This window comes from Treponema maltophilum ATCC 51939 (assembly GCF_000413055.1).
Classification (GTDB): Bacteria; Spirochaetota; Spirochaetia; order Treponematales; family Treponemataceae; genus Treponema_C; species Treponema_C maltophilum.
The window spans coordinates 2,339,196-2,363,303 of record NZ_KE332518.1; the positions used below are offsets into that span (position 1 = coordinate 2,339,196).

At 48.2% G+C, this 24,108-nt stretch carries 20 protein-coding genes and 1 tRNA gene; 6 read left to right on the forward strand and 15 right to left on the reverse strand.

Annotated elements, in window-relative coordinates; genetic code table 11:
- Positions 1–22: 22 nt before the first annotated feature.
- The gene (argH, locus tag HMPREF9194_RS10785) at positions 23–1,516 is read left to right on the forward strand and encodes an argininosuccinate lyase (RefSeq protein WP_016526408.1); all 1,494 of its coding nucleotides are present in this window, start codon (positions 23–25) and stop codon (positions 1,514–1,516) included.
- Here argH and HMPREF9194_RS10790 read toward each other — a convergent pair.
- A complete protein-coding gene (locus HMPREF9194_RS10790) occupies positions 1,500–3,005 on the reverse strand; it encodes a methyl-accepting chemotaxis protein (protein WP_245540743.1) in 1,506 nt (501 codons plus the stop codon). The genes argH and HMPREF9194_RS10790 overlap by 17 nt on opposite strands.
- Positions 3,006–3,559: 554 nt before the next feature.
- Here HMPREF9194_RS10790 and HMPREF9194_RS10795 point away from each other — a divergent pair.
- Both HMPREF9194_RS10795 and HMPREF9194_RS10800 read left to right on the forward strand, forming a co-directional pair.
- Positions 3,560–3,633: transfer RNA gene (locus HMPREF9194_RS10795), tRNA-Ile, on the forward strand.
- Between the two features lie 128 nt (positions 3,634–3,761).
- Entirely contained in the window at positions 3,762–4,031 is a 270-nt protein-coding gene (locus tag HMPREF9194_RS10800) for a hypothetical protein (protein ID WP_016526410.1), read from the forward strand.
- Here HMPREF9194_RS10800 and HMPREF9194_RS10805 read toward each other — a convergent pair.
- Together HMPREF9194_RS10805 and HMPREF9194_RS10815 are read right to left on the reverse strand one after the other, a co-directional pair.
- Positions 4,018–4,551, reverse strand: coding sequence for a hypothetical protein (locus tag HMPREF9194_RS10805; protein WP_016526411.1), 534 nt, complete (start codon positions 4,549–4,551; stop codon positions 4,018–4,020). The two genes, HMPREF9194_RS10800 and HMPREF9194_RS10805, sit on opposite strands and share 14 nt — an antisense overlap.
- 286 nt (positions 4,552–4,837) lie before the next feature.
- The gene (locus tag HMPREF9194_RS10815) at positions 4,838–5,497 is read right to left on the reverse strand and encodes an SH3 domain-containing protein (protein ID WP_016526413.1); all 660 of its coding nucleotides are present in this window, start codon (positions 5,495–5,497) and stop codon (positions 4,838–4,840) included.
- A 406-nt stretch (positions 5,498–5,903) separates the two neighbouring features.
- On the opposite strand from HMPREF9194_RS10815, the gene HMPREF9194_RS10820 reads away from it, so the two are divergent.
- The 3 genes from HMPREF9194_RS10820 (at position 5,904) to HMPREF9194_RS10835 (ending at position 11,848) form a co-directional block, all read left to right on the forward strand.
- Positions 5,904–6,731 carry a Fic/DOC family N-terminal domain-containing protein gene (locus tag HMPREF9194_RS10820; protein ID WP_016526415.1) on the forward strand — a complete coding sequence of 276 codons (828 nt, stop codon included), beginning with the start codon at positions 5,904–5,906 and terminating at the stop codon, positions 6,729–6,731.
- Positions 6,728–9,862, forward strand: a complete 3,135-nt coding sequence (locus tag HMPREF9194_RS12625; protein ID WP_016526416.1) for an MFS transporter — start codon at positions 6,728–6,730, stop codon at positions 9,860–9,862. The genes HMPREF9194_RS10820 and HMPREF9194_RS12625 overlap by 4 nt, the downstream gene beginning before the upstream one ends.
- Positions 9,863–9,952: 90 nt before the next feature.
- On the forward strand, positions 9,953–11,848 hold the full coding sequence (locus HMPREF9194_RS10835; protein WP_016526417.1) for a flavocytochrome c: 1,896 nt from the start codon (positions 9,953–9,955) through the stop codon (positions 11,846–11,848).
- A 140-nt stretch (positions 11,849–11,988) separates the two neighbouring features.
- Here the strand turns inward: HMPREF9194_RS10835 and HMPREF9194_RS10840 are convergent, their stop codons facing one another.
- The 12 genes from HMPREF9194_RS10840 to HMPREF9194_RS10895 form a co-directional block, all read right to left on the reverse strand.
- On the reverse strand, positions 11,989–12,906 hold the full coding sequence (locus tag HMPREF9194_RS10840; RefSeq protein WP_016526418.1) for an acetyl-CoA carboxylase carboxyltransferase subunit alpha: 918 nt from the start codon (positions 12,904–12,906) through the stop codon (positions 11,989–11,991).
- Positions 12,903–13,697, reverse strand: a complete 795-nt coding sequence (accD, locus tag HMPREF9194_RS10845) for an acetyl-CoA carboxylase, carboxyltransferase subunit beta (protein ID WP_016526419.1) — start codon at positions 13,695–13,697, stop codon at positions 12,903–12,905. The genes HMPREF9194_RS10840 and accD overlap by 4 nt, the downstream gene beginning before the upstream one ends.
- 10 nt (positions 13,698–13,707) lie before the next feature.
- A complete protein-coding gene (locus tag HMPREF9194_RS10850) occupies positions 13,708–15,042 on the reverse strand; it encodes an acetyl-CoA carboxylase biotin carboxylase subunit (protein ID WP_016526420.1) in 1,335 nt (444 codons plus the stop codon).
- A gap of 11 nt (positions 15,043–15,053) precedes the next feature.
- A complete protein-coding gene (gene accB, locus HMPREF9194_RS10855; protein WP_016526421.1) occupies positions 15,054–15,593 on the reverse strand; it encodes an acetyl-CoA carboxylase biotin carboxyl carrier protein in 540 nt (179 codons plus the stop codon).
- A gap of 49 nt (positions 15,594–15,642) precedes the next feature.
- Positions 15,643–16,863, reverse strand: a complete 1,221-nt coding sequence (locus HMPREF9194_RS10860; RefSeq protein ID WP_016526422.1) for a leucine-rich repeat domain-containing protein — start codon at positions 16,861–16,863, stop codon at positions 15,643–15,645.
- A 47-nt stretch (positions 16,864–16,910) separates the two neighbouring features.
- Positions 16,911–18,104 carry an enoyl-ACP reductase FabV gene (gene fabV / locus HMPREF9194_RS10865; RefSeq protein WP_016526423.1) on the reverse strand — a complete coding sequence of 398 codons (1,194 nt, stop codon included), beginning with the start codon at positions 18,102–18,104 and terminating at the stop codon, positions 16,911–16,913.
- A gap of 31 nt (positions 18,105–18,135) precedes the next feature.
- On the reverse strand, positions 18,136–18,567 hold the full coding sequence (gene fabZ, locus HMPREF9194_RS10870) for a 3-hydroxyacyl-ACP dehydratase FabZ (protein WP_016526424.1): 432 nt from the start codon (positions 18,565–18,567) through the stop codon (positions 18,136–18,138).
- An 11-nt stretch (positions 18,568–18,578) separates the two neighbouring features.
- Positions 18,579–19,820, reverse strand: a complete 1,242-nt coding sequence (gene fabF, locus HMPREF9194_RS10875; protein ID WP_016526425.1) for a beta-ketoacyl-ACP synthase II — start codon at positions 19,818–19,820, stop codon at positions 18,579–18,581.
- A gap of 100 nt (positions 19,821–19,920) precedes the next feature.
- Positions 19,921–20,664: a 3-oxoacyl-[acyl-carrier-protein] reductase gene (fabG, locus tag HMPREF9194_RS10880; protein ID WP_016526426.1), complete on the reverse strand. Its 744-nt coding sequence runs from the start codon at positions 20,662–20,664 to the stop codon at positions 19,921–19,923.
- Between the two features lie 49 nt (positions 20,665–20,713).
- Positions 20,714–21,697: an ACP S-malonyltransferase gene (locus HMPREF9194_RS10885; RefSeq protein ID WP_016526427.1), complete on the reverse strand. Its 984-nt coding sequence runs from the start codon at positions 21,695–21,697 to the stop codon at positions 20,714–20,716.
- Between the two features lie 20 nt (positions 21,698–21,717).
- Positions 21,718–22,653 carry a beta-ketoacyl-ACP synthase III gene (locus HMPREF9194_RS10890; protein WP_016526428.1) on the reverse strand — a complete coding sequence of 312 codons (936 nt, stop codon included), beginning with the start codon at positions 22,651–22,653 and terminating at the stop codon, positions 21,718–21,720.
- Positions 22,654–22,781: 128 nt separating this feature from the next.
- Positions 22,782–24,029 carry a tetratricopeptide repeat protein gene (locus HMPREF9194_RS10895; RefSeq protein ID WP_016526429.1) on the reverse strand — a complete coding sequence of 416 codons (1,248 nt, stop codon included), beginning with the start codon at positions 24,027–24,029 and terminating at the stop codon, positions 22,782–22,784.
- Positions 24,030–24,108: the final 79 nt, after the last annotated feature.

Sequence of the window (24,108 nt, forward strand, 5' to 3'; positions counted from 1 at the left end):
TATAACGAAACGGAGCGCCGCAATGCACGCAAAAAGCACAAAAGACTGCCCGCAAAACGGGGCCGAAAAAAACGCACAAAACAAGCCGAAAGACGCGCTGTGGCAGGGGCGTTTTACCAAAACGCTTTCGGCCCGAGCGCTGGACTTTGAAACATCCATCCGCGTCGATTCCCGCATGATTTTTGACGACATTCAAGGCAGCATTGCGCATGTTAAAATGCTCGGCACGCAAAAAATCATAGAACCGCAGGAAGCGGCCGCTCTTGTGCGTGAACTGCAAAACATTGAAAGCGATATCCGTTCCGGAAAACTTTCAATCGATACGAGTTTTGAAGACATTCATTCGTTTATCGAACACGAGTTAACCGAAAGGCTCGGCGACACGGGTAAAAAGGTTCACACGGGGCGCAGCCGCAACGATCAAATCGCCCTTGACGAGCGCCTGTATTTGCGCCGCACCGCCGCCGATTTGCAAAAGCGCATTGTGCACCTGACGGACGTTTTGTGTACAATTGCCGAAAAACACGTTTCAAGCCTTATGAGCGGTTACACGCACTTGCAGCGCGCGCAGCCGGTAAGCCTTGCCCAGCACTTGTGCGCATGGGCGTGGATGCTTACACGCGATTACGGACGCTTTGCCGATGCGCTCAAGCGTATGGACGAATGCCCGCTCGGAGCCGCGGCCCTTGCCGGAAGCGGTCTTCCGCTCGACCGTTTTTATACGGCAAAAGAGTTGGGCTTTTCCGATATCGTGCATAATTCCATGGATGCCGTAGCCGACCGTGATTACTGCATAGAACTTACCGCGGCGGCGGCTTTGTGCATGACCCACCTGTCGCGTTTTTGCGAAGAAGTGATTTTGTGGTCGTCGAGCGAATTTCATTTTATAAATCTTGACGAACAATGGTCGACCGGCTCGAGCATTATGCCGCAAAAGAAAAATCCCGATTTTGCCGAATTGATCCGCGGAAGAACCGGACGCGTTTACGGCGATTTAATCGCGCTTTTTACGCTGATGAAAGGCCTCCCGCTTGCCTACAACCGCGATATGCAGGAAGACAAACAAAGCGTTTTTGAAGCACTCGACACGCTCGGCGCCTCGCTTGAAGTGTTTGCCGCGATGATGGAAACGGCGCAGTGGGATACAGAACGCATGGCGTCCTCGTGCTGCGGCGGTTTTGCAAACGCAACCGACCTTGCCGACTATCTTGTAAAAAAGGGAATGCCGTTCAGAACGGCGCACGGCTGCGCGGCTTCGGCCGTTAAAACATGCATCGAGCGCGGCATTCAGCTCGAAGATCTTCCGCTCAGCGAATATACGAAAATATCGCCCCTTATCGAAGAAGACGTGTTTGTCTGCCTTGAGCCGGCGGCCTGCCTCAACGCAAAAAACACGGCGGGCGGTCCTTCCGAAAAACAGGTGCGCATACAAATCGAAAGTCTGCGCCGCTTTTGCAAAAACGCGGAAACTCACGCCGAATCGCGCCTCGCGCCGTACACTAACGATCGACCGTAAAGGTATTGATTTCGCCGGAAAGCTTTTGAATGTTGGTGCGGTTCCTCGCCGTTGCGGAATCGACGTTCTGCACGGAGCGGATAATCGACTGTGCTCCGTCCGACATCTCGCTCATCGCACCGTTGATTTCTTCCGTCAAATTGGCAAGGGATGTCATTTCTTCGGCAATCTGTTTGCCGCCGTTCGTCAGCTCCGCAGACCCCTGTGCGACAAGGTCGATCGTCGATTTGATTTCACTCATCGCTTCAAGTACTTGAGTGCTGCCGGCCGATTGTTCCTGCATCGCGGACATAACGGTGCGGTTTTGCTCCGTAACATCGTCGGCAAGCGAAAAAATCGTATCGAATTGATTTTTTACCTGCATCGTACCGTCCGACACTTGCTGAATCGATTCCTGCAGGTCCTGCAGCTGTTCGCTGATCGTTTTACCCTGTTGGTTCGACTGTTCGGCAAGCTTTCTGATTTCGTCCGAAACGACGGAAAAGCCTTTGCCCGCTTCCCCCGCATGCGCCGCTTCGATCGCGGCATTCATGGCAAGCAGGTTCGTCTGGTCGGCGATACTCCGGATGATATTGCTCGCTTCAAGCAAGCCTCCGGAGCGTTCAAGAACGTTGCGTGCACGATCAACGGCCTGTTCCATCGCGGCACGCCCGTTATCCGATGCGCTGCTGAGCTTTTGTGCGGCAACTTCGTTCGCCTTCAGTGTATTCGTCACCGAGCGGATATTTGCGACCATCTGTTCGACCGCCGTCGAAGATGAACCGATGCTTACCTTTTCGCGGTCGATGTTTTTATCGAGGTCGTTGATGTATTCGACCATATATTTAACGGTTGCCTGGGCTTCTTCGACACCCGCCGCCTGATTAATGATTCTGCTCTTGACCGATTCGATATTTGCGACGATCTGCGTAATACTCGAAGATGTTTCACTCATGCCGTCGGCAAGACTGTCCGCCGAATCGGTAGAAACGGCAACCGCGTCGATGATCGTACGAAGCAGACGGCGCATAACGTTGTAAAATTGATTTAAGTCCGCCATAAGGACGCCGAAATCGTCGCGACTCGTTACGACAAGGCTTTTTTGCGTATAATCGTTTTTGGAAAGATACGATGAAAATCTCGTTATTGCTAAAATACGCTTTTGCATATTGCTTACAAAAAGGTATGAATCAAAAATAGCGGCGACACTTCCCAAGATAAGCACAGGCAAAACGCGTGTTAAAAACAACGGAAGCGCGTCCAGCGTTGCGTTCGCCGTACAAAACATCGGCGCAAGCACATAACAGACGACGCCTAAAAAGCTGAAACCGGTGATATCCGCGTTTCTCATTAATACCGAAAGCGTTATATATTCGCTTTTCATCGGAAGGTTATGGATATGTTTTTCAAACGCTTCAAGGAACGGAATATACGAAATCAACGCGAACAGCCATGTACTGCCTCCGGCTGCCAACAGCAACACAAGCGGCTGATGCTCAATCGCATACAAACGGCAAATTATAAGCGACAGCGTAAACATGATAAGACCGTTAATATTCGCCCCGATTATGGAAAGATTTTCGAAATTTTTTACACGTCGATTTGTAGCCTGCACCGACGGTTGCGAACCGTCATATTTGCAAATACTGTTTTCATAATGCACATAAATACCGGCCGGAAAAATGATGTTACAAACAACTAAGCCTATTAAGCAAATCGGTGAAGAGAGCAGAATCAGGAAATCTGCCATAGAAAACGCATGGATAAAGATAAGAAAGGGTCCGAATGCAAGCGTCGGTAAAACATACGCCCCTGCAAACAGCGCTTTCATAGAAAACGGAAATTTCTCAATCAACCTGACGGAATTTGTATCGTCCATAGAAAACCTCCAAATCGTACAGTTTCGTTGAAACACCATTATTACTATTAATGTAATTACAAATTATAGTACGTAATCGTATAATTTTCAATGTATTTTTTGTTGTCGGCCGGCTGTCAATCGTCTTGACCGCCTCGATTATTTTATGATATATTATTTTTTACCTGCGGTGCACCGCGCCGAACGGGCCCATAGCTCAGTTGGTTAGAGCTGCGGACTCATAATCCGTCGGTCCCTGGTTCAAGTCCAGGTGGGCCCATAAAAAACAGTACTTGGGGTAAGTGCTATTTTTATGTAAAACAAGTAATTAGGAATCTGGCTGGCTTTCAGAAGTTTTGAAATGTAAACCGCATATCAACCGGTTATCAAAATTTCAGGAGGTTCGGTATGGATTATCATCTTTTCAAAAAAGCGACAAAATCAAAAAGTAAAATAGTACACCGCTGGTACTATTATTTTATCGATCCTGTATCGGGAAAAAAGATATTCTTACTTCTTCCGAGATTTATATCCGTACCGCCCATAGCCGCCCCGCGTTCTGTGTCCATTCCATCTTCGTTATCCGGTGCTATGAATTGGTTTGCATATTCCCGGAAATGTTTAAAACAGCTTAAATCTTTATCGCCGGATATAAGTAAAAACTTTATTCCCTTTTAGATATTTCTTTAATTTCATTTTCTATCCGTATTTTTTTCTCATCTGAAATATACATATAACAATACTTAAGTATTTGTCGTAAAAAGAAAATCGATTTTTCCTTATTCAGCTGTAAATGTGCTATTGATTGTGTCGTATAAAGCAAATACTCCAAATCATATTCTTTTTGCATTCCCTTTTTTATTCTATCAAGAATTTGTTCTCCTTCCGTAAATATTATCTTTTCTATTTCCATATCATTAAAAAAGATGCCATTATAAGAAGGTCTGCTCCCGAAAATTATGTCTTGCTGTTCTTCGTATCTAAACTGATAAATACACAAAAAACACATGATACTTTTTTCATTTTTTATGTCGGCTTGCGCATTTGTTTTTAATAGCTCTTCATAGAGTTTCCAATTTTTTTCCTCATTTAGAAGAAACAAATCTCGCCATATATTTTCAACAGTTATACCGTTTTTTGTGCCTTTGCCTTTTCCTGCTAATACTTGATCAAATTTTTGCTTCGGTGTTATTTTCATTTTATTTTCTCTAATTCGTTAATAAGTTCAGCGAAACATATGTTATCTTTGGGTAATATCCATTGAGGTATTCCATTCACACCAGATGTCGCTGCCCCCTATAATGCTGTCCATACTCTCGCTGTAGCGTTTGTCCACTTGCATCCTCAAGGCCATTTCCGTGTGCGTCGCACCGCTTTCTGTCGAAAGCGGATGCTTACCGAGTTTTTGCATATGCAAAAACTCGCCGACAGTAAAGTTCTTCTGTATACCATCTGATCTTCTTTGTATATACATCTTTTTTTCTTTAGGAGCTTGCGTCTTTGTTCACACTCCCTCCGTTACCCTCTTCTATATCCAAATACTTCCCGTATACCCAGCCGTCGGGATAATCGTCCGTTTCTACTTTATACCAATACCATGATTCTCCGTCGATCGTAAACGGTTCTTCGCTTTTATCCTTTATTTTTACCGTATCGCCTTTATTTAAGAAGCCCCACGTGTCACACGACAAATTCGGCTTTACGCAAAGACGAACACGGCTGTCGTTTAAAACGGCATTCTGTATCGGTATTTTGGCAGGACCGGATATGCGGTACCATGGATAATTATATACCTCTCCTGTACCAACGGATTTATATATCCAAATTATATCATCAGTTAAGAGCTTTAGGGATACCTCTAATACAGACCGACCTTCTTTTGCCAATCTTAATATAATTATATCATTTTCCAATATCTTTGTTTCAGTTACATCGAATATATTTCCATCCCAATATTCTCCAATACCATCTTCAGTAAGAGAAATTGCAATGCCAAATCCTTTGAACTTGTTATAATGTGAAATTTGCCAATCATATGCAAATTGGTCTATCCAGAGTCCTGTTATATTTTTATAACTTTGTGAATATAGCGATATTATATTCAATAATACCGCTATAATAAAAATTATCTTTTTATCTTGCATATAACTTTACCAGATCCCGACGTAATACAAGATCAGTTGTAGTTCCAGGGTTATATAATATTTCTCCGAGTACAAAATGTCCGGTATATGAATATTTTAATTTTAATTTATCCGGTAAATTATATGTGGTAACATTATATCGAGTATAGTTTCCGAACGATAATGCAAAATTATTATACCTGCTGTTTGTCTTTCCCAATTCTTTCCATGCAAAATCCGTTAACTTATCAGGATCTCGCACATTACCCCTCTTTCCCGATTATATCATAAAAACGAATAAATTTTATTCCAAAAGGAAGAGCTCTTGAATGATTCTTTATAATTTTAGATTGTATTTTATGCACAAAAAACAAAAATATTTGTGCATGTCTTGACAACGTGCACATATTGCGCGAAAAATATATTAATGACAAAACTTCCCTATAATTTTAATTTTGATGATATTGCCTTGCTGAAAGCTCTCAATAAGGCGAATCATACGCTCGGCCGGCTTAACGGCCCGATCAATCTTTTGCCGAATCCGTATATCATTTTCAATGCGATCACTTTGGGAGAAGCAAAGGAATCTTCCGAAATTGAAAATATCGTTACAACCTTTGATGAAATTTTTAAAGAAATGACTTATTCAAAAACGAATCCCGCATCGAAGGAAGTCCTCAATTACAGACAGGCAATGCTTACGGGATTTGAATTGATTACGGAAAACGGATTTCTAAGTGCAAATCATATAATCCGAATTCATCATATTGTTGAACCGGAAGCGGGCGATATACGAAAACTTCCGGGGACTGTAATCAAAAATACCAAAACGGGAGCAGTCCTGCACACTCCGCCGCAAAATTACGAAGAAATCTCGGACTATCTTGCAAATCTTGAAAAATATATAAATACGAATGAATTTGAAGATATCGATGCGATTCTAAAAATAGCGGTCATTCATTTTCAGTTTGAATCGATTCATCCTTTTGATACATATTTGTTTTATGATTTTTATACGAAAAACGAATACTTGTGTGAAAAATTAAAGATTTCCCGCAATACTTCGAGTAAATATCTGCATCAGCTTTCGGAAGCGGGAATTTTAATTGAAGAAAAAATCGGAAAAACAAAATTATACAAAAATGTATTCTCATATAATTTAATAAATTGTGGTAAAGATTTTATAAAGGGCTTGACTATTCTTATTATTTTGAACAAGGTGTATATGCAAATAAAGGACGGTGTGCGGTTATGAAAAAAAATGAAAGCGGTATGAATCAAGTTCGGTTTTGGCTTTTGATGTGGATGCTGGGCTTGGCGGGGCAATTTTGCTGGAACATCGAAAATCAGTGGTTCAACACCTTCGTATACGCGAAGATCGCAAAAGATTCTTCAATCGTTACGCTGATGGTAATCACGAGTGCCTTGGTAACCACTTTTTCAACCTTTCTTTTCGGGACGCTGTCAGACCGCTTGGGCACGAGGCGGCGCTTTGTTTCTTTCGGCTATATTGTGTGGGGGCTTTGCACCATTTTATTCGGCTTTACCGAATTTATCGGAAAGGGAGCCGTAGGAGTCGGCGCGCGCGTTTCTATGTGGGCGGCGGTTATGGTTATTCTTGCCGACGATGTGATGAGTTTTTTCGGTTCGATGGGCAACGATTCCGGCTATAATGCGTGGAGCAACGACATGACCGACGACAAAAACCGCGGGCAAGTCGGCGCCGTCTTGGCCGTCCAGCCGATTATCGGTACCATCGTCGGCACGGTGCTCGGCGGCTTTCTCATCGGCTCGGAAAACAATTATCAACGCCTTTTTTGGTCGATGGGATTGTTCGTTATCGCCGTCGGCATATTTTCGCTGTTTTTTTTAAAAGATTCTCCGTCGCTCAAACCGCACCGGGAAGGTTCGCTTGCCGCTCAATTTTGTTCCGTGTTTAAGATAAAAGGATTTTTTGCGCAAACGGAACTCGTGCTTGCCTGCGTTACAACCGCCTGTTTTTTCATTCCTTTTAATATTTATTTTGTACATATGGGAAACTGGATGATTTACCGCATGGGATTCAGCGCCGACAGCATGGGGCTCATTCAGGGACTCAGCCTGCTTGCGGCCTCTTTGTCGGCGATCCCCGCGGCACGTCTTATAAATAAAAACCGCACGCCGCGGGTTGCCGCATTCGCCGTTGCGGTCAATATTATCGGCTTATGGGTTTTAACCCTGTTCATCCGGCCGGACACGGTCAATACGCAAAGCGTATTCAGTGCGCAAAACGCGCCGCTGTTTTTTGCCGTGTTTTCGGCGGGAATGGGACTTGTGCTGATTACGCAGACGATGACCATGTGGGTTAAACAGCTCTACCCCGAACAAAGCCGCGGCCAATTCGAAGGCATCCGCATTCTTTTCTTTGTTCTTACTCCGATGATTATCGGAACCATTATCGGGAACATCATTATAAAAAACGGAGCCGGCTCCATAGTAAACGAATACGGCATTACCGAAAACATTCCCGTCGAATCCATCTATATGTGGGCCGCGATTTTGGTAACGGGCGCCTTTATTCCGCTGTTTTTCGCCGCAAAACATTATTATAAGCGCGTCAATAACAAAGACATTCATCCCCTCCTGACCGTATGGGGCGAAAAGCTGAATAAGGAATGCCCCTTAAACGACTATCCGCGCCCCCAGCTTGAACGGAAACAGTGGCAGTGCCTGAACGGTGCGTGGCAATATGCAATCAGCGACGGAAAAGAAATACCGCAAAACTGGGACGGCGAAATCCTTGTTCCTTTTTCGCCCGAATGTGTACTCTCCGGCGTTCAGCGCAAACTTATGCCGGGTCAAACGCTGTGGTACCGGCGGACGGTACGCTTCGACAAAATGCCGGCACGGGACGAGCGTCTTCTTTTGCACTTCGGTGCCGCGGATCAGCATTGTACCGTGTACGTCGGCGGCAAAATTGCGGGCAGTCATTCGGGCGGCTATTGGCCGTTTTATTTCGACATTACCGGCCTTATAAACGAGGGCGAAAACGAAATTATCGCATCAGTTACCGACGATACGAATCTGGGCGATGAAGCGTACGGAAAGCAAACGCTGAACAGGGGAAAAATCTGGTATACGGGACAAAGCGGCCTTTGGCAAACCGTGTGGTGCGAAACGGTACCGGAAAATCATGTTAAAAACGTCCGCATCAATCCCGATTTGAAAAAAGGCGAAGTTGAATTTACCGTAATCTTCGACGGAACGCACGCGCAGGACGGCAAAGTAACCGTTTTTGACGGGGACGTCGTCGTAGCCGAAGCGCCGCTTTTAAACAACAGCGCGCGCATACGCTTGCCCGAAAACTTTAAAAGCTGGTCGCCCGATTCGCCGTTTTTATACACCGCACAAATCAGCGCGGGAAAAGACAGCGTCCGCACCTATTTCGGCATGCGGGAATTCGGCATAATCAAAGGCAAAAGCGGACCCGTTCTCAGCTTAAACGGAAAGCCGATTTTTCACCACGGACTTTTGGATCAGGGCTATTGGAGCGACGGCATGTACACGGCCCCCTCCGACGAAGCTATGATTTGGGATATCGAACGGATAAAAGCGCTCGGCTTTAACATGCTGCGAAAGCATATTAAAATCGAACCGCTGCGCTGGTACTACCACTGCGACAGACTCGGCGTACTCGTATGGCAGGATTTTGTAAGCGGCGGCGGACCGTACAAACCCTTTGTCGTTCAATACGCGCCGTGGATCGGCTTAAAGTACTCCGACGGGCCAAAGCGCTATAAACTTATGGGGCGGAAAAGCGAACAAGGCCGCAAAAACTTTTTGCGCGACGCCGAACGCACGGTCAATCATTTATACAACTGCGTTTCCCTTGCCGTATGGGTTCCCTTCAACGAAGGCTGGGGACAATTCGACGCGGCCGACATGGCCGCAAAAGTACGATCTTGGGATTCGAGCCGCGCGATAGACCACGCAAGCGGCTACTTCGACCGCAAGGCCGGCGACTTTCACAGTTACCACATTTACTTTAAGCCCTTTTCGCCGAAGTCCGATTCGGAAAAACGCGTTCTCGCGCTTACCGAATTCGGCGGCTACAGTCTGCCCTCCGAAGGACACATGGTTTCGCCCGTTTTGTACGGATACAAAATGTTTTCGGACAAAAAAACGCTGAATGAAAATATTTTAAAACTGTATAAAAACGACGTTTTGCGCAACATGTCCAAGGGCTTAAGCGCCGCCGTTTACACGCAAGTCAGCGACGTTGAAGACGAAATAAACGGATTGTTTACCTACGACCGAAAAGAAATAAAAGCCGACGCTTCAGTCATGAAGCAAATTGCGGATATGCTGAACAAGGCTTTTGGGGAACATTCGGCAAGGGCAGATTAAGCGCAGGCGATCGGCTGATTCGATAAAAGATTATCGATAATTCTTGACACAAACACCTCTTTATCGTATGCTTTATACATAGGAGTACTTATGAAAAAAATCTTTTTAACAGGGTTTGCATTACTTTTGACGCTCTGCCTTATCGATTGCGGCGGTAATGCAAACAAAGCGGTTTACAACGCCGGTACATATACCGCTGCGGCACCGGGCATGAACGGTGATGTAAACGTTTCCGTAACATTCAGCAAATCGGCAATTACAAAAATCGAAATCGGGAAACACAACGAAACACCCGGTATTTCAGATACGCCGATAAAGGAAATTCCCGCTCAAATCATCAAAACGCAAAGTTTGGCTGTTGATACCGTTACCGGAGCAACCTTCACGTCGAAAGCGATTTTGGCGGCTGTAGCGTCTGCCGTTGAACAAGCCGGCGGAGACGTTGCCGCTCTTCAAACGAAGAAAAGCAATGCTAAAAAAACCGGAAAAGCCGTAGAAAAAACGGCCGACGTCGTTGTAATCGGCGGAGGCGGCGCGGGTTTGTCGGCAGCCATTTCCGCAGCGCAAAACGGTGCAAAAGTTATTCTTATTGAAAAAACACCCTTGCTCGGCGGCAATACGATACGCGCAGGCGGCCCGTATAATGCGGTCGATCCCGCGCGGCAGGCAAAGGTTTCTCCGGCATCCGATGCCGCGATGAAAAGCATTGAAAGACTTTTAACCGTTGCGCCTAAAAACGATTTGCACAAAAAATATCAGGATGAGTTAAAAAAAGAACTGGATGCGTATAAGGCGCAAAAGCCGAACCATCTGTTCGACTGCATTCCGCTGCATATTTTGCAAACGTATGACGGCGGCGATTATGCGGGAAAAATCGAATTTATTGAAAAACTGTGCAGCGAATCTTTACCGGCAGCCGAATGGCTCGAAAGCAACGGCCTTGTATGGCGCGATACGATCGTAACGGTCCCCGGCGGTTTGTGGCCCCGCGCTCACGTTCCCCAAAATGCGGCCGGTGCGGACTATATCAACACAAACAAAGCTTTGGCCGACAAATTGGGCGTTGAAATCATCATGAATTGCAAGGGCGAAAGCCTTATTCAAAAAGGCGGCCGTGTTGCGGGTGTAAATGCCGTGCAAAGCGACGGAACACCTGTCGTGCTTAATGCGAAAAAAGCGGTTGTAATCGCATCCGGCGGTTTTGCGGCCAGCAAAGAAATGCGCAAAAAGTACAATCCGCTTTTAGGCGAAAATCTCGGAACAACGAATAATCCGGCAAACGTAGGCGACGGCATTACGATGGCCGAAAAAGTCAACGCAAACCTTATCGGCATGGAATACATTCAGTGCTTGCCGCTCGGAAACCCGGAAACGGGCGGTTTGAACGGATGGGTCGGCGGTATCGGCGTTGAATATTATTATCAGGTAAACAAAAGTGGCAAACGTTTTATGGCTGAAGACGGCCGGCGCGACGTTATGACCAAGGCTTTGCTTGAACAGCCCGGTTCATTCAGCTATGTTATTGCAGACAGCCACGTTACGTTTAAAGACGGCAAAAACCTGTGGGGAGATGACGTCGACAAACTGGTTGCCGACAAAAAGATTTTCCGCGCGGACACAATTGAAGATTTGGCAAAACAAATCGATATCGATCCTGCGGTTTTAAAGGCGACAAACGACGCGTTTAACAAAGCCGTTGCTGCCGGAAAAGATCCGGAATTCGGCCGCAGCCTTTTCGGTCAAAAAATGGACAAAGCGCCCTTTTATGCTTCTCCGCGTATGCCGACCGTACACCACACGATGGGCGGTATCGAGATAAACCTGAATGCGCAAGTGCTGGATAAAAACGGCAAGGTTATTCCCGGCCTTTATGCGGCGGGTGAAGTTACCGGCGGTATTCACGGCAAAAACCGCTTGGGCGGAAACGCACTTGTAGATATTCACGTATTCGGAAGAATTGCAGGCGCCAATGCCGCAAAAGAATAAAAAGAATAAAGTGTAATCGGCGGCACCGATTTATCCGCGCGATAAAATCAATCGGTGCGTGCCTGAAAAAAAGAGGGGGCAAAGATCGTCCGCTTCGGCGGCGGTTTCCGCCCCTTTTTTTACCTATTCCGATTTTTTATTTATTCCAAAACACAGCCGATTGAGCGGATTTTTTTGCTGCGGTATTTAACCAAAACGGCGGGATCGCGTTTGCATAAATCAGCCAAATCGTGTACCAATTGATCGCGGACGGCAGCTGCGGTTTTTAAAGGATCTGTGTGGGCGCCGCCTTCGGGTTCGTTTACAACACCGTTTATCATCTTTAAGCCCAAAACTTCGCGGCTCGTAATTTTCAGCATAACGGCGGCATCCTTTGCGCGGCTTGAATCGCGCAGCAAAATGGAAGCACAGCCTTCGGGCGATATAACCGAAAAGATTGCGTTTTCGAGCATGTAAATCTTATCGCCGACGCCGATACCCAAAGCTCCGCCGGAACCGCCTTCTCCGATAATAAAGCAGATAATCGGCGTTTTAAGGCGGCTGAATTCGCGCAAATTGACGGCAATCGCTTCTCCGATGCCGCGTTCTTCGGCGCCCAAGCCGGGATAGGCGCCCTGCGTATCGATAAACGTAACTATGGGGCGTCGGAATTTCTCCGCCTGTTTTGCAAGGCGCAGCGCTTTGCGGTAACCTTCGGGATTCGCCATTCCGCCGTTGCGGTCTATCGTTTCGCGCAAATTCCGACCTTTTTGGTTGCCGATAACGGTTACCGCCCGTCCTTCAATAAATCCGATGCCGCCGACCATGGCAGGGTCGTCGCCGAAAAAGCGGTCGCCGTGCAGTTCGGTAAAATCCTCAAACAGCATATCGATATAGTCGAGGGTACGGGGCCGGTCGCTGTGGCGGGCCAATTCCACGTGTTCCCATGTTTTTGAAAGCGCGCCGCCGCTTTGCAGTTTTGCGGTTATCTTTCCGAGTTCTTCGCTTATATCGAGTCCCGACTTTTGCGCAATATCCTGCAAGCCGCTTAATAAGGCTTCCTGATTCATGTTATTCATACGGCACCCCCGGCTTTTCCGTTTTTCGAACAATTCGCGCTGTGCGCGTCGATCATGCGTACCCAAAACCGGCGCTGTTCCGAGCGGGGTACAATGCAGTCGACAAAGCCTTTTTTAAGCTGAAATTCGGCACGCTGGAATCCTTCGGGCAGCTGCTGGCGGATTGTTCCTTCGATAACGCGCGGGCCGGCAAAACCGATTAAGGCCCCCGGTTCGGCCGCGATAATATCGCCGAGCATGGCGAAACTCGCCGTAACGCCGCCGGTCGTCGGGTCGCACAGCAGTATAAAAAGCGGAACGCCTTTTTCGTCGAGTTCGGCGGCCGCGCTTGAGGTTTTCGCCATTTGCATAAGAGAAAAAAGGCCTTCCTGCATTCGGGCACCGCCCGACGTCGCGTAAATAATAACGGGAAGTCGTTCGGCGGCGCCTTTCAGCATAAGGCGGGAAATTTTCTCGCCGACAACCGAACCCATCGAGCCTCCCATAAAATTAAAAGACATAACGGCAAGCAGCACTTTGCGTCCCTTTATCGAACACGAACCCGTAACGACGGCTTCGTTCATGGACGTTTTTGCTTCCGCCGCCGACAGTTTTTCTTCATAGCCTTCCATTTCGATCGGGTTGCCCGTTTTCAAATTGGCGTACAGTTCTTCAAAGGAATTTTCGTCCGAAAGATATTCTATGCGCTGCGCGGCGTCTATACGCAAATGGCAGCCGCAATGCGGACACACCATTAAATTATCGATAAAAACTTCATCATCATGCGAAACCTTGCAATGGGGACAGTCCATAAGCACCTCCTTAGTTGCCGTTTACGGCTTTTTTCGCAAACAGTTCCGCGTACAATCCGGTGCCGAATTGTCCCGACTGAAATTGCGCCGAGCGTAAAATCTTTTTTTGCTCTTCTATATTTGTGCCGATTCCTTCTATGCACAGTTCATCCAAGGCGCACAAAAGCTTTTGGACGGCTTGCGCGCGGTTTTGTCCGTGAACAATCAGCTTTGCCGTCATGGAATCGTAAAAGGGAACGACCGTGTAGCCCTGATACAAAAAGCTGTCGAAGCGGATACCGTTTCCGCCGGGGATGCGCAGCGTTTTAATCGTGCCGGGCGTAAATGCGTTTATGCGCGCTTCTATCGCCCAACCGTGAACGGGAAGAATTCCCGCCGGCAAACTCATGTTTTGCCCCGTACACACGCGGACCTGTTCGCAGATAAGATCGGTTCCCGTTACCATTTCGGAAACGGGATGTTCAACCTGAATGCGCGCGTTTACTTCCATAAAATAAAAATTGCTGCCGGAAACTAAAAATTCTATGGTGCCCGCGCCGCGGTATTTAAGCGACGAAAACAAATTGATTGCACCCGAACACATGGCCTCGCGCATTTGTTCGCTCACGCCGGGCGACGGACTTTCTTCTATGAGCTTTTGATGATTTTTTTGAACGGAGCAATCGCGTTCGCCCAAAACGGCAACGGCGCCTTTTCCGTTTCCCAAAATCTGCAATTCGACATGGCGCGGATCGACAAGGTATTTTTCGATGTATACGGTGCCGTCGGCAAAGTTCGCCTCGGCTTCGGCGGATGCGATTTTAAGGTTTTCGGCCAAATCGGCCTCTTTCCATACGACGCGCATACCCTTTCCGCCGCCGCCGGAAGCCGCTTTTATGATAACCGGATAGCCGCATTTTTCGGCCGTTTTTGCCGCTTCCTGCGCGTTTTTAACCGCCCCGTCCGAACCGGGCGTTACGGGAAGACCATTTTTTACCGCGGTTTCGCGCGCACGAACTTTATCGCCGAGCATGTCGATCGTTTCCGGATCGGGACCGATCCAATACATGCCCGCCTTTTCAACTTCGCGGGCAAAGTCGGCATTTTCCGATAAAAAACCGACTCCCGGATGCACGGCTTCGCAGCCGGTGCCGAGGGCAACGGTAATCAAAGCTCTGCGGTTCAAATAACTTTTTGCCGAGGGAGCCGGCCCTATGCAATAAGATTGGTCGGCCAATTTCACATGCAAACATTCCCGGTCGGCATCCGAATAAACGGCGACCGTTTTGATTCCCAACTCTTTGCAGGCTCTGATAATGCGTACGGCAATTTCGCCGCGGTTCGCAACAAGCAGTTTTTTTATCATCGGCCGCGCTCCTATACGGTGCGGAGGGTAAACAAAACCTGATCGAATTCGACCAAATCGCCGTTCGAAACGGCAATGTCTTCTATAACTCCGTCGAATTCGGATTCGAGCGTATTCATCATTTTCATCGCCTCAAGCACGCACAGCGGCTGTCCCTTTTTTACCTTCGCGCCCTTGTCTACATAGGGCGGAGAATCGGGAGAAGGCGAACGGTAAAAAGTTCCGACTATCGGGCTTTTTATTTGTATAAGATTTTTTGCCGCAGGATCGGCGGATTGTGCGCCCGATGCGGAAGCGTTGCCGCCTGCAGCTGCCGCGACAGCCGAAGCTGACGGTACGGCAGCCCCCGCGACAAAGCCCGCAGCCGTCGGTGCGGCGGGCGCCTGAATCGGAATGGGCGGCGCGCTTTGTACAATCGGCATGATCCGGTCGGGAGTAAAGGCGCCTTCTTTTTTCAAAACGAATTCATTTTCGCCGTCCTTTATCCGCATATATACCGACGAGCTTTGTTCGAATTTTTCGAACAGCTTTAAAATCAATTCTTCATTCATAAAAACTCCCATTAAATTTATCTATAAATAACCGCAATTCAAATACCGCTTATTCCTCCTGCAACCGGATTTCCGTACCCTCTTCATCCTCGGTTTGCATAAACAGCTTCCAGTTTTTTTGCTTTGCAGCCTCAAATGCCGATCGAAATTCGGCCGAGGCGTAAACGACCGACCCGCTTTTTTTAGGGTGCGTATCACGCCCCTTTGCAAGTATTCTACGGATTGTGTAAACGACCGACCCGTTTTCTTTAGGGTGTATCTCATCTTCGGCGTACAGTACGACGCTGCCTTCTTGTTCCTCACTTCGATCGGGTAAGGCGTTCAATATCCGTATAACGGAATCTTCTTCAAATCGATTATACTGAACGCCCAGTGCCTGTAAGGCCGGTAAGCCCTGTACATCGAGTGCGGTGAGTTGATTATCCCCGCACTCCAGCCACTGTAAAGCGGTAAGCCCCCGCACATCGAGTGCGGTGAGTTGATTATCCCAGCATATCAGCCACTGTAAAGCGCTCAGCCCCCGTACATTAAGGGAGGAAAGCCGATTATTGTCACAGTACAGTACCTGTAGTGCGGAAAGACCCCGTACATCGAGGGAAGCGATTTTGTTGGAACCGCAGTGCAGTTCCTGTAAAGCGGTCAAACGGCGTACATCCAGTGCAGTAAGCCGGTTGTCACCACAGCTCAGTACTCGTAAGGCGGTTAATCCCCGTACATCAAGCGAGGTCAGCCGATTATTGTCACAGCTCAGCTCCTGTAAAGCGGCTGCACCTTGCACGTTGAGTGATGTCAGTTGATTGGTATGACACCTCAGGTTCCGTAACAGGGTAAGCCCCCGTACATCAAGCGAGGTCAGCCGATTATTGTCACAGTACAGTACCTGCAGCGCGGTAAGCCCCCGTACATCAAGTGAGGTCAGCCGATTAGAGCCACAGCGCAGTACCTGTAGCGCGGTAAGCTCCCGTACATCAAGCGAAGAAAGCCGGTTTCCTTTACAGTTCAGTTCGGTAATAGCGCCTTTAAGGGTAACCTTTGATCCTGTTGCCGTGAGAATTGTTTCTTCTCCGCTCGGTAATTCCGTAACCGTGCAACCTTCAACCTGTATTGCGGAACCGTCTGCCGTTACCGCCGTTACGACTATCTCTTTCGGGTCGTCGTTTATACCGAGTATTGCTCTTCCTGCGCCTGCGGTTTTTGCAGGATTTTCAGCCGCTGCAATACCCGCTGTCAACAGTCCTGTTAAAAATAATATCGTCAAAAATTTTTTCATAAGTATCTATTAAAATCCTTGAATTTATTCATTTCCCGGTTTTCAATTTATATCCTGTCGAAGCGTTCGATATCGGCATCGTAATCTACGCCTGCAATGTCGAACCCGTTGGCGGCTAAAAAGTCGTGCCGGTAGCCTGCCAAATCGGTTAATCGTTCGCTGTTTTCGCTCGTTACCTGTACCATTAGGGCATCAACCGCTTTTTGCACTTCGTCGGAAAGTTCCCAATCGTCTATACGGATTCTGTTTTCGGAATCGACGGGAATTGTTCCGTCGGCGCGGTACAATCTGTCGGAAAAGAGGCGGTTTATCTGTTCGATGCAGCCTTCGTGAAGGCCCTTTTCTTTCATCACTTTGAACAGTGAAGCCAAATACAGGGGAATAACCGGAATGACGGCGCTTGCGCGCGTAACCAGCCCCTTGTTGACCGATACAAAGGCTTTGCCCGAAAACGATCTCATAAAGGAATTCAGGCTGTGAGCGGTTGCTTCAAGGTGTTCTTTTGCCTTGCCGATTGTTCCTTTGCGGTACAGGGCTTGGGTGGCTTCCGGCCCGATGTACGAATACGCGACCGTAATGCAACCGTCGGAAAGAACGCGGGCTTGCGCCAAGCGTTTTATCCAGCGCTCCCAATCTTCGCCGCCCATAACCTTAACGGTTGCGGCAGCTTCTTCTTCGTTCGCGGGTTCCGCCGAAATCTCTTTCAGCTCGCCGGTAAACGGGTCGAGCGTTTTTCCGGTAAACGTTTTGCCGAATGGCTTGAGTACGGATTTATACATAATGCCCGTGTCGGGATCGGTCCGCACGGGGCTGGCCAAGCTGTATACGACCAAATCGAAGCGTATATGCTTTTTTTTCGCTTCTTCGATAACCCGATTTTTTATTTCATCGGAAAAGGCATCTCCGTCTATCGTGCATGAAAAAAGTCCCGCATTTTCGGCCGCTTTATCAAAGGCCAAATTGTTGTACCAGCCGGGCGTTCCCCATTTGGTTTCGCTGCCGGCTTTTTCATACGACACGCCGATTGTCGCCGCTCCGTATGCAAAGGCGGCCGTTATGCGGCTTGCCAATCCGTAGCCGTTCGAACAGCCCAGCACCAAAACGTTTTTGGGCGCGCGGTCCTTTGCGTAAGAAGCCGCTTTCTTTTTCGTGTATGCAATTTGATCGTCCGTTGATTTTTTGCATCCGGCAGGGTGCGCATTCAAACATACGCTGCCGCGTACCATCGGTTTTATAATCATAACTTACTCCTTAAACGGCGGTTAGGCCGGATTATTCCGCGCTGCCTACAAGGCACATCCATTCGGCTTCTGCGGCGAGCGTATCGCCGACATAAGCCTTACCCGCTTGTTTTACCATACGCGGCGAAACCCGCAAATTCGTTACTTCCACGCGGACCTTGTCGCCGGGGCGTACTTGCGAGCGGAATTTAACTTTATCCACCGTCGCCAAAAAAAACAAAGCGTTTTTTTCAAAAACGTTTTGAAAACTCAGCGCCGCGCCTCCCGCTTGCGCCATCGTTTCAACCAGGATAACGCCGGGAACAACCGGATATTCGGGAAAATGACCCTTAAAGAAAAATTCGTTTTCCGTAAATACGTGCTCACTGACGCTGCCTTTTTCATCCGCCGAAATAATTTCGTCGACGAACAAAAACGGGCTGCGGTGAGGCAGTAATTTTTCTATATCTTTGGTAAGACTCATGCTTGTGCCTCTTATATTTTTTTGAACACAACGACACCGTTATGCCCGCCGAACCCCAAAGAGCCGGATGCGGCGCAGCGTATGTCGCCGGAAAGGCCCTTGTTCGGCACATAGTCCAAATCGCAGTGCGCTTCAAGGTCGGGTTCGGTCAAATTGATGGTCGGCGGGAAAAAACCGTCCTGTATCGCCTTTACGCAAAATACGGCTTCAAGCGCGCCGGCTGCACCCAAACAGTGTCCGGTCATCGATTTTGTAGACGATACTTTCATCTTGTACGCGTGATCGCCGAAAGCTTTTTTTATCATCGCCGTTTCGGCCGGATCGTTTATCGGCGTGGAAGTTCCGTGCGCGTTATAATATTGCACGTCTTCGGGTTTTACGCCGGCATCCTGAAGCGCTTTTGTCATCGCAAGAGCGCCGCCGGTTCCCGAAGGATCGGGGCTGGTAAGGTGGTAGGCGTCCGAAGATGAGCCGTAGCCTGCAAATTCGGCATAAATTTTTGCGCCGCGTTTTTTCGCGTGTTCGTATTCTTCCAAAATCAAAATAGCGGCGCCTTCGCCCATAATAAAGCCGGAGCGTTTTTTATCGAAGGGACAGCAGGCTTTTGCAGGCTCGCTGTTGTAGTCGGACGCAAGGGTTTGCAAAATCGTAAAACAGCTTATGCCGAATCCCGTAACGGTCGCTTCCGTACCGCCTGCAAGGCACATATCCACGCGGCCCGAGCGCACCATATCCAAAGCGTTTCCGAGCGCGTCGGTACCGGAAGCGCAGGCGGTTGCCAAAGTCCATGAGGGGCCGTGAATGCCCAAAAGCATGCTGATATTTCCCGCCGCCTCGTTCGGAATGAGCAGCGGAACGGTCATCGGCGGAATGCGCGCAGGACCCGATTCGAAATATTTTTTAAAGGAAGATTCGTATATTTCAAAACCGCCTATTCCGTTGCCGAGCATAATACCCGTGCGGTCGGCATCTATGGTTTCTTTGGTAAGGCCCGCGTCTTTTACCGCCTGAACGGCTGCGGCAACGGCAAACTGGGTAAAGCGCGCCATTTTCCGCGCTTCACGTTTGTCGACAAACTGCGATGCGTCGAAATCTTTTACTTCGGCGGCAATCTGCACTTTGTAATCGGTACAGTCAAAACCGGTGATGTTTGCAATACCGCTTTTTCCTTCCTTTATCCCCTGCCATGTTTCGTCAAGGCTGTTTCCCAAGGGCGAAACGACGCCCATTCCCGTAACAACAACTTTTCTCATACTTTCTCCTATAAAAAATCAAAGAGGAAACATCCGTTTCCGATTTGATAAAAAGTGCCGGCGCTGCTTTAGACGGCGCTTTTTATCGCCTCTCCTGTAATCATGCTCCCAAGCCGCCGTCGACGCCGAGCACTTGGGCGGTAATGTACTGCGACAAATCCGAAGCTAAAAATACGGCGGCATTCGCGATGTCCTTCGGCTGACCGGCTCGTTTAAGCGGAATGCTTTCAATCCATACGTTGCGCATTTGTTCGTTTACGGTGGCCGTCATATCCGTTTCTATATAACCGGGGGCAATCGCGTTTACACGGACCCCGCGGCCTGCGGTTTCTTTTGCAAGGCTTTTTGTAAAACCGATAAGCCCGGCTTTGCTTGCCGAATAATTCACTTGACCGCCCTGTCCGTGCAAACCGACAACGCTCGACATATTGATGATCGAACCGCTCCTCTTGCGGATCATATCCGAAGATACGATTTGCGACGCGATAAAGGCGCTCGTAAGATTGACGCGCAAAACGGCTTCCCAATCTTCGAGTTTCATGCGGAACGAAAGACCGTCGCGCGTTATGCCCGCGTTGTTTACCAAAACGTCGAAGCCGCCCGATTCTTCGAGCGCCGTTTTTACGGCTTGCGAAAGCTCTTGAGCGTTTCCGCAGTCGGCGTATATTTCATGAAAGACGCTTTTGTGCTCTGCGGCAAAAGCTTCAAGTTCCGCTTTTGACGCCGAAGGTTTTGTACACAAACCCCACACTTCCGCGCCTTCTTCAACAAAACGTTTTACGATTTCTTTTCCGATTCCGCGGGAAGAACCCGTTACCAAAGCTTTTTTTCCTTCCAATAACATCCCGTCAACCTCATTAATAAAATAGTTTACCTCAGCGCACGGTTTTGCGTCAGTGCGCACTCTCGCCGCCGAAAAGCGCGCCGAGTCGTTCGGCCGTTCCCGTCGGAGAACAAAGCACAGACGAACATTCCGCATCGCGCCACAAATTGCTCAACGTGTTTCCGGGGCCGATTTCCAACAGCGAATCGATTTTTTCGCTTTGCATCAGCGAAGCGATTTCTTTTTCTTCGTCCGTCCACAGTACCGGATGCGTAATATGCAGCACGGCATTCTTTTTCGCTTCCGCGCCGGTAAGTATGCGTTTTCCCGTTACGTTCGAAAAAACGGGAATAACCGGATCCGCAAACGTAAAGTCTTCCAATACTTTTTCGAATTCCGCGGCGGCTTGCTTCATAAGCGGCGAATGGAAGGGACCTGCAACCGCAAGACGGATAAAACGTTTTGCGCCGGCTTCTTTACACAGCTTTTCGGCCAGGGCCAAACCGTCGGCGGTTCCGGAAACGACCGTTTGAACGGGACTGTTCATATTCGCCGCAAAAACAATGCCCCTTTCACTATCCGAATACGGGGCTAAAAGTTCGGCTATCTTTCCGGCTTCGGGTGTTATGACGGCGGCCATACCGCACGAAGCCGCGCCGCCTTTTGTCTGCGCGGCAATTTCTTCGCAGGCTTTTTGCATAATACGGCCGCGTTTTTGTACAATGAGCGATACCGATTCAAAATCCAAAACACCCGCGGCATAGAGGGCGGGAAATTCGCCCAAACTGAATCCCGCAACGGCGGCCGGAACAATATCTTTTTCTTTTAAAACCGCCAAGATTGCGCATTCGACCGCCGTAATTGCAAGCTGACTTTTATCGCTGCGCGAAAGCTCTTCTTTTTCGGTTTCCCATAAAAGCGAAGCTATATCTTCGTTCACGATTGAACTCATGCTGTCTATTACCGAGCGGGCGGCGGAATATGTATCGCAGATATCCCGAGCCATGCCCTTAAACTGAGAACCCTGTCCGGAAAATAAAAACACACAGCGCATGTTTTCTCCTATAAAATATCTTAAAACCGTATAACGCAGCCGCCCCAGGTAAGCCCCGCGCCGAATCCGGCGGCGATGATTGTCATACCTTTGCGCAGCCGGCCGCTTTTTATCAAATCGTCAAGCGTTATCGGAACGGACGCCGCCGATGTGTTGCCGTAGATTTCCAAATTGCACACGAATTTGGCAAAAACGCAATTCAGGCGTTTTGCGGCCGCTTCCAAAATCCGTTTGTTCGCCTGATGGCAAACCACCAAGTCTATGTCGTCCATGCGCAAGCCTTCTTTTTCGAGCAGCTGCAGCACCGTGTCGGCGATGATTTTTACGGCAAAGGTGTAGACCGCGCGCCCGTCCATGCGGATATGACGCTCGCCGTCGACATACAGCTTGTCGGCTCCGGCGCCATCTGCTCCCAAGACCGCAGGCCGGATACCCTCAATTCCGTCGGTAAACGTATTTTGCAAAAGCACCGCTCCGGCGCCGTCGCCGAACAGTACGCAGGTTGCGCGGTCATTCCAATCGACAATGCGGCTCAGCACTTCGGCGGCGCACACAAGGGCGAACCGGCTTTTATGCCGTTCCATTAAAGCGGCCGCCGTATCGAGCGCGTATAAAAAGCCCGAACAGGCGGCGGCGATATCGAAACACGCCGCGTTTTGTGCGCCCAAAGCGCGCTGCACAAGACAGGCAACCGACGGGAAGCCGCAATAATCGGGCGTCGCCGTTGCGCATACAATCAAATCGATGTCGGCGGCGTTCACTGCACCCATTGCTTCACGGCACGCGGCAACGGCAAGCGAAGAAGCGCTGTCGGTTTCGTCCGCAATAAAGCGTGACACAATGCCGGTATGGCTGCGGATCCATTCATCCGACGTATCGAGCCGGGCAGGGAAATCGGCATTTTTCATTTTTCGCACGGGCAAAGCCTTTCCCGTTCCGCATATTACAACGGCCATCACATCTCCACCCGCACAGTGTATGACACTTTACCGTATTTTGTCAACACCCACATGAATTTCTTTGCGGCTGGCTTATCCGATGTATTCAGACACCGCAAAAAGCAAAAAGTTGCACTCCTGTCCGGTTATTTTATCTGCATACTGTTCAATAGATCGACGTATCTCGATACGGATTCTTTATAAAAACCTTCGGCGGAATCAAGCAGAATGATATGTATAAGTTCCCCTTTATAACGATTAAATTCTTTTTTGAAGGGCAAAATCTGAAACCCCTCGCCATCCCCGGATGAGCTTACTTTCAGCGGTTCTTCTATCTCCGTTTCCAGCGCACGGTTATAGGGCGCTCTTACAATCGCAGCAAGACCGTGCATACCGCCGAACCTGATATATTCCTGCACATTTGAATACTCATAGATTTCATATCGATCGGGTACCGCAAGTGTAATCTTTTTTCTATTGGGCAGAGATTCAATGAAGCGGGTAACCTTTTTATCATTCGATAAAAACGAAGCGATCATTATAGAGTAGGTAGAACCCGAATATTGTGCCGCTTTTATCGGAACCCGTATTTTAATCGATATGTTGCCGTCGGAGAGGTTAAAAAAACGGGGTTGGTCGTCGGAAGTAAGCGGAATCCATAATCCGAGCAGACGAGAAAAAAAGCCCTTGCCGCTTTCCCGCTCAACGGGGCGGAATACCTCCGTAAAGGGAACCTCTTCTCCGTCCTTATAATCAATAAAATCATCTTGTAAACTCCGCAGCATCTCATTGGTTGTCGAATCCAAGCCGGTTGCATCATAATAATACAATAAATCCGCAATCGCTCTTTTGGGCATCAAAGCCAATAATTCGGCATACGCATAATCGGCGATAAAATCGGGATGCAGTTTTTCCCGCGGAATCCGTTCTAAAATATATTCAAATTGCTTTATCGCTTCAAAAGGTTTGCCTGCATGCGCATAAAAGGAGCCCAAAAACCACTTATAGCGGTAATCTTTGTCTTTCAGCGTATCTACGGCAGTGTAAGCCTGTACGGCGGCCTTATAAGAATCGGGTTCGTCCAAATGATACAAAGCTTCGCACACATAGGCTTTTAAAAGCAAATATTCCTGATTTTTATTTTCCGGATATTCGGAAAGAATTTTAAGGATGTCTTTGAGTTTTTCCCTGTATTCGGCTTTTGAAAACGGAGCCTTCCAAAGCTCGTCGGGAATATACCCGCTTAAAAACGGCATATTATCATACAAAAAAGTTATTTTGTCGGAATACTTTGCGGCATTTTTTATTTTCGCAGTATTGATGAACTCTATATTATGAGCAAAAATATTGCAAAAAGCAAAGAACAGGACAAAAATAAAAAAACGTTTTTTCATGGCAGACTCCCGTACATTCTATAAAACTTCGGTTTTTACTGTTACAGTATGGCAGTGAAACGGCGTTTTTACAAGTCTT

What these genes read in the sequence shown, in the direction of transcription:
- argH (WP_016526408.1), top strand. Translation starts at nt 23, where the DNA reads ATGCACGCAAAAAGCACAAAAGACTGCCCGCAAAACGGGGCCGAAAAA.
- HMPREF9194_RS10800 (WP_016526410.1), top strand. Translation starts at nt 3,762, where the DNA reads ATGGATTATCATCTTTTCAAAAAAGCGACAAAATCAAAAAGTAAAATA.
- HMPREF9194_RS10805 (WP_016526411.1), bottom strand. Translation starts at nt 4,551, where the DNA reads ATGAAAATAACACCGAAGCAAAAATTTGATCAAGTATTAGCAGGAAAA.
- HMPREF9194_RS10815 (WP_016526413.1), bottom strand. Translation starts at nt 5,497, where the DNA reads ATGCAAGATAAAAAGATAATTTTTATTATAGCGGTATTATTGAATATA.
- HMPREF9194_RS10820 (WP_016526415.1), top strand. Translation starts at nt 5,904, where the DNA reads ATGACAAAACTTCCCTATAATTTTAATTTTGATGATATTGCCTTGCTG.
- HMPREF9194_RS12625 (WP_016526416.1), top strand. Translation starts at nt 6,728, where the DNA reads ATGAAAAAAAATGAAAGCGGTATGAATCAAGTTCGGTTTTGGCTTTTG.
- HMPREF9194_RS10835 (WP_016526417.1), top strand. Translation starts at nt 9,953, where the DNA reads ATGAAAAAAATCTTTTTAACAGGGTTTGCATTACTTTTGACGCTCTGC.
- HMPREF9194_RS10840 (WP_016526418.1), bottom strand. Translation starts at nt 12,906, where the DNA reads ATGAATAACATGAATCAGGAAGCCTTATTAAGCGGCTTGCAGGATATT.
- accD (WP_016526419.1), bottom strand. Translation starts at nt 13,697, where the DNA reads ATGGACTGTCCCCATTGCAAGGTTTCGCATGATGATGAAGTTTTTATC.
- HMPREF9194_RS10850 (WP_016526420.1), bottom strand. Translation starts at nt 15,042, where the DNA reads ATGATAAAAAAACTGCTTGTTGCGAACCGCGGCGAAATTGCCGTACGC.
- accB (WP_016526421.1), bottom strand. Translation starts at nt 15,593, where the DNA reads ATGAATGAAGAATTGATTTTAAAGCTGTTCGAAAAATTCGAACAAAGC.
- HMPREF9194_RS10860 (WP_016526422.1), bottom strand. Translation starts at nt 16,863, where the DNA reads ATGAAAAAATTTTTGACGATATTATTTTTAACAGGACTGTTGACAGCG.
- fabV (WP_016526423.1), bottom strand. Translation starts at nt 18,104, where the DNA reads ATGATTATAAAACCGATGGTACGCGGCAGCGTATGTTTGAATGCGCAC.
- fabZ (WP_016526424.1), bottom strand. Translation starts at nt 18,567, where the DNA reads ATGAGTCTTACCAAAGATATAGAAAAATTACTGCCTCACCGCAGCCCG.
- fabF (WP_016526425.1), bottom strand. Translation starts at nt 19,820, where the DNA reads ATGAGAAAAGTTGTTGTTACGGGAATGGGCGTCGTTTCGCCCTTGGGA.
- fabG (WP_016526426.1), bottom strand. Translation starts at nt 20,664, where the DNA reads ATGTTATTGGAAGGAAAAAAAGCTTTGGTAACGGGTTCTTCCCGCGGA.
- HMPREF9194_RS10885 (WP_016526427.1), bottom strand. Translation starts at nt 21,697, where the DNA reads ATGCGCTGTGTGTTTTTATTTTCCGGACAGGGTTCTCAGTTTAAGGGC.
- HMPREF9194_RS10890 (WP_016526428.1), bottom strand. Translation starts at nt 22,653, where the DNA reads ATGGCCGTTGTAATATGCGGAACGGGAAAGGCTTTGCCCGTGCGAAAA.
- HMPREF9194_RS10895 (WP_016526429.1), bottom strand. Translation starts at nt 24,029, where the DNA reads ATGAAAAAACGTTTTTTTATTTTTGTCCTGTTCTTTGCTTTTTGCAAT.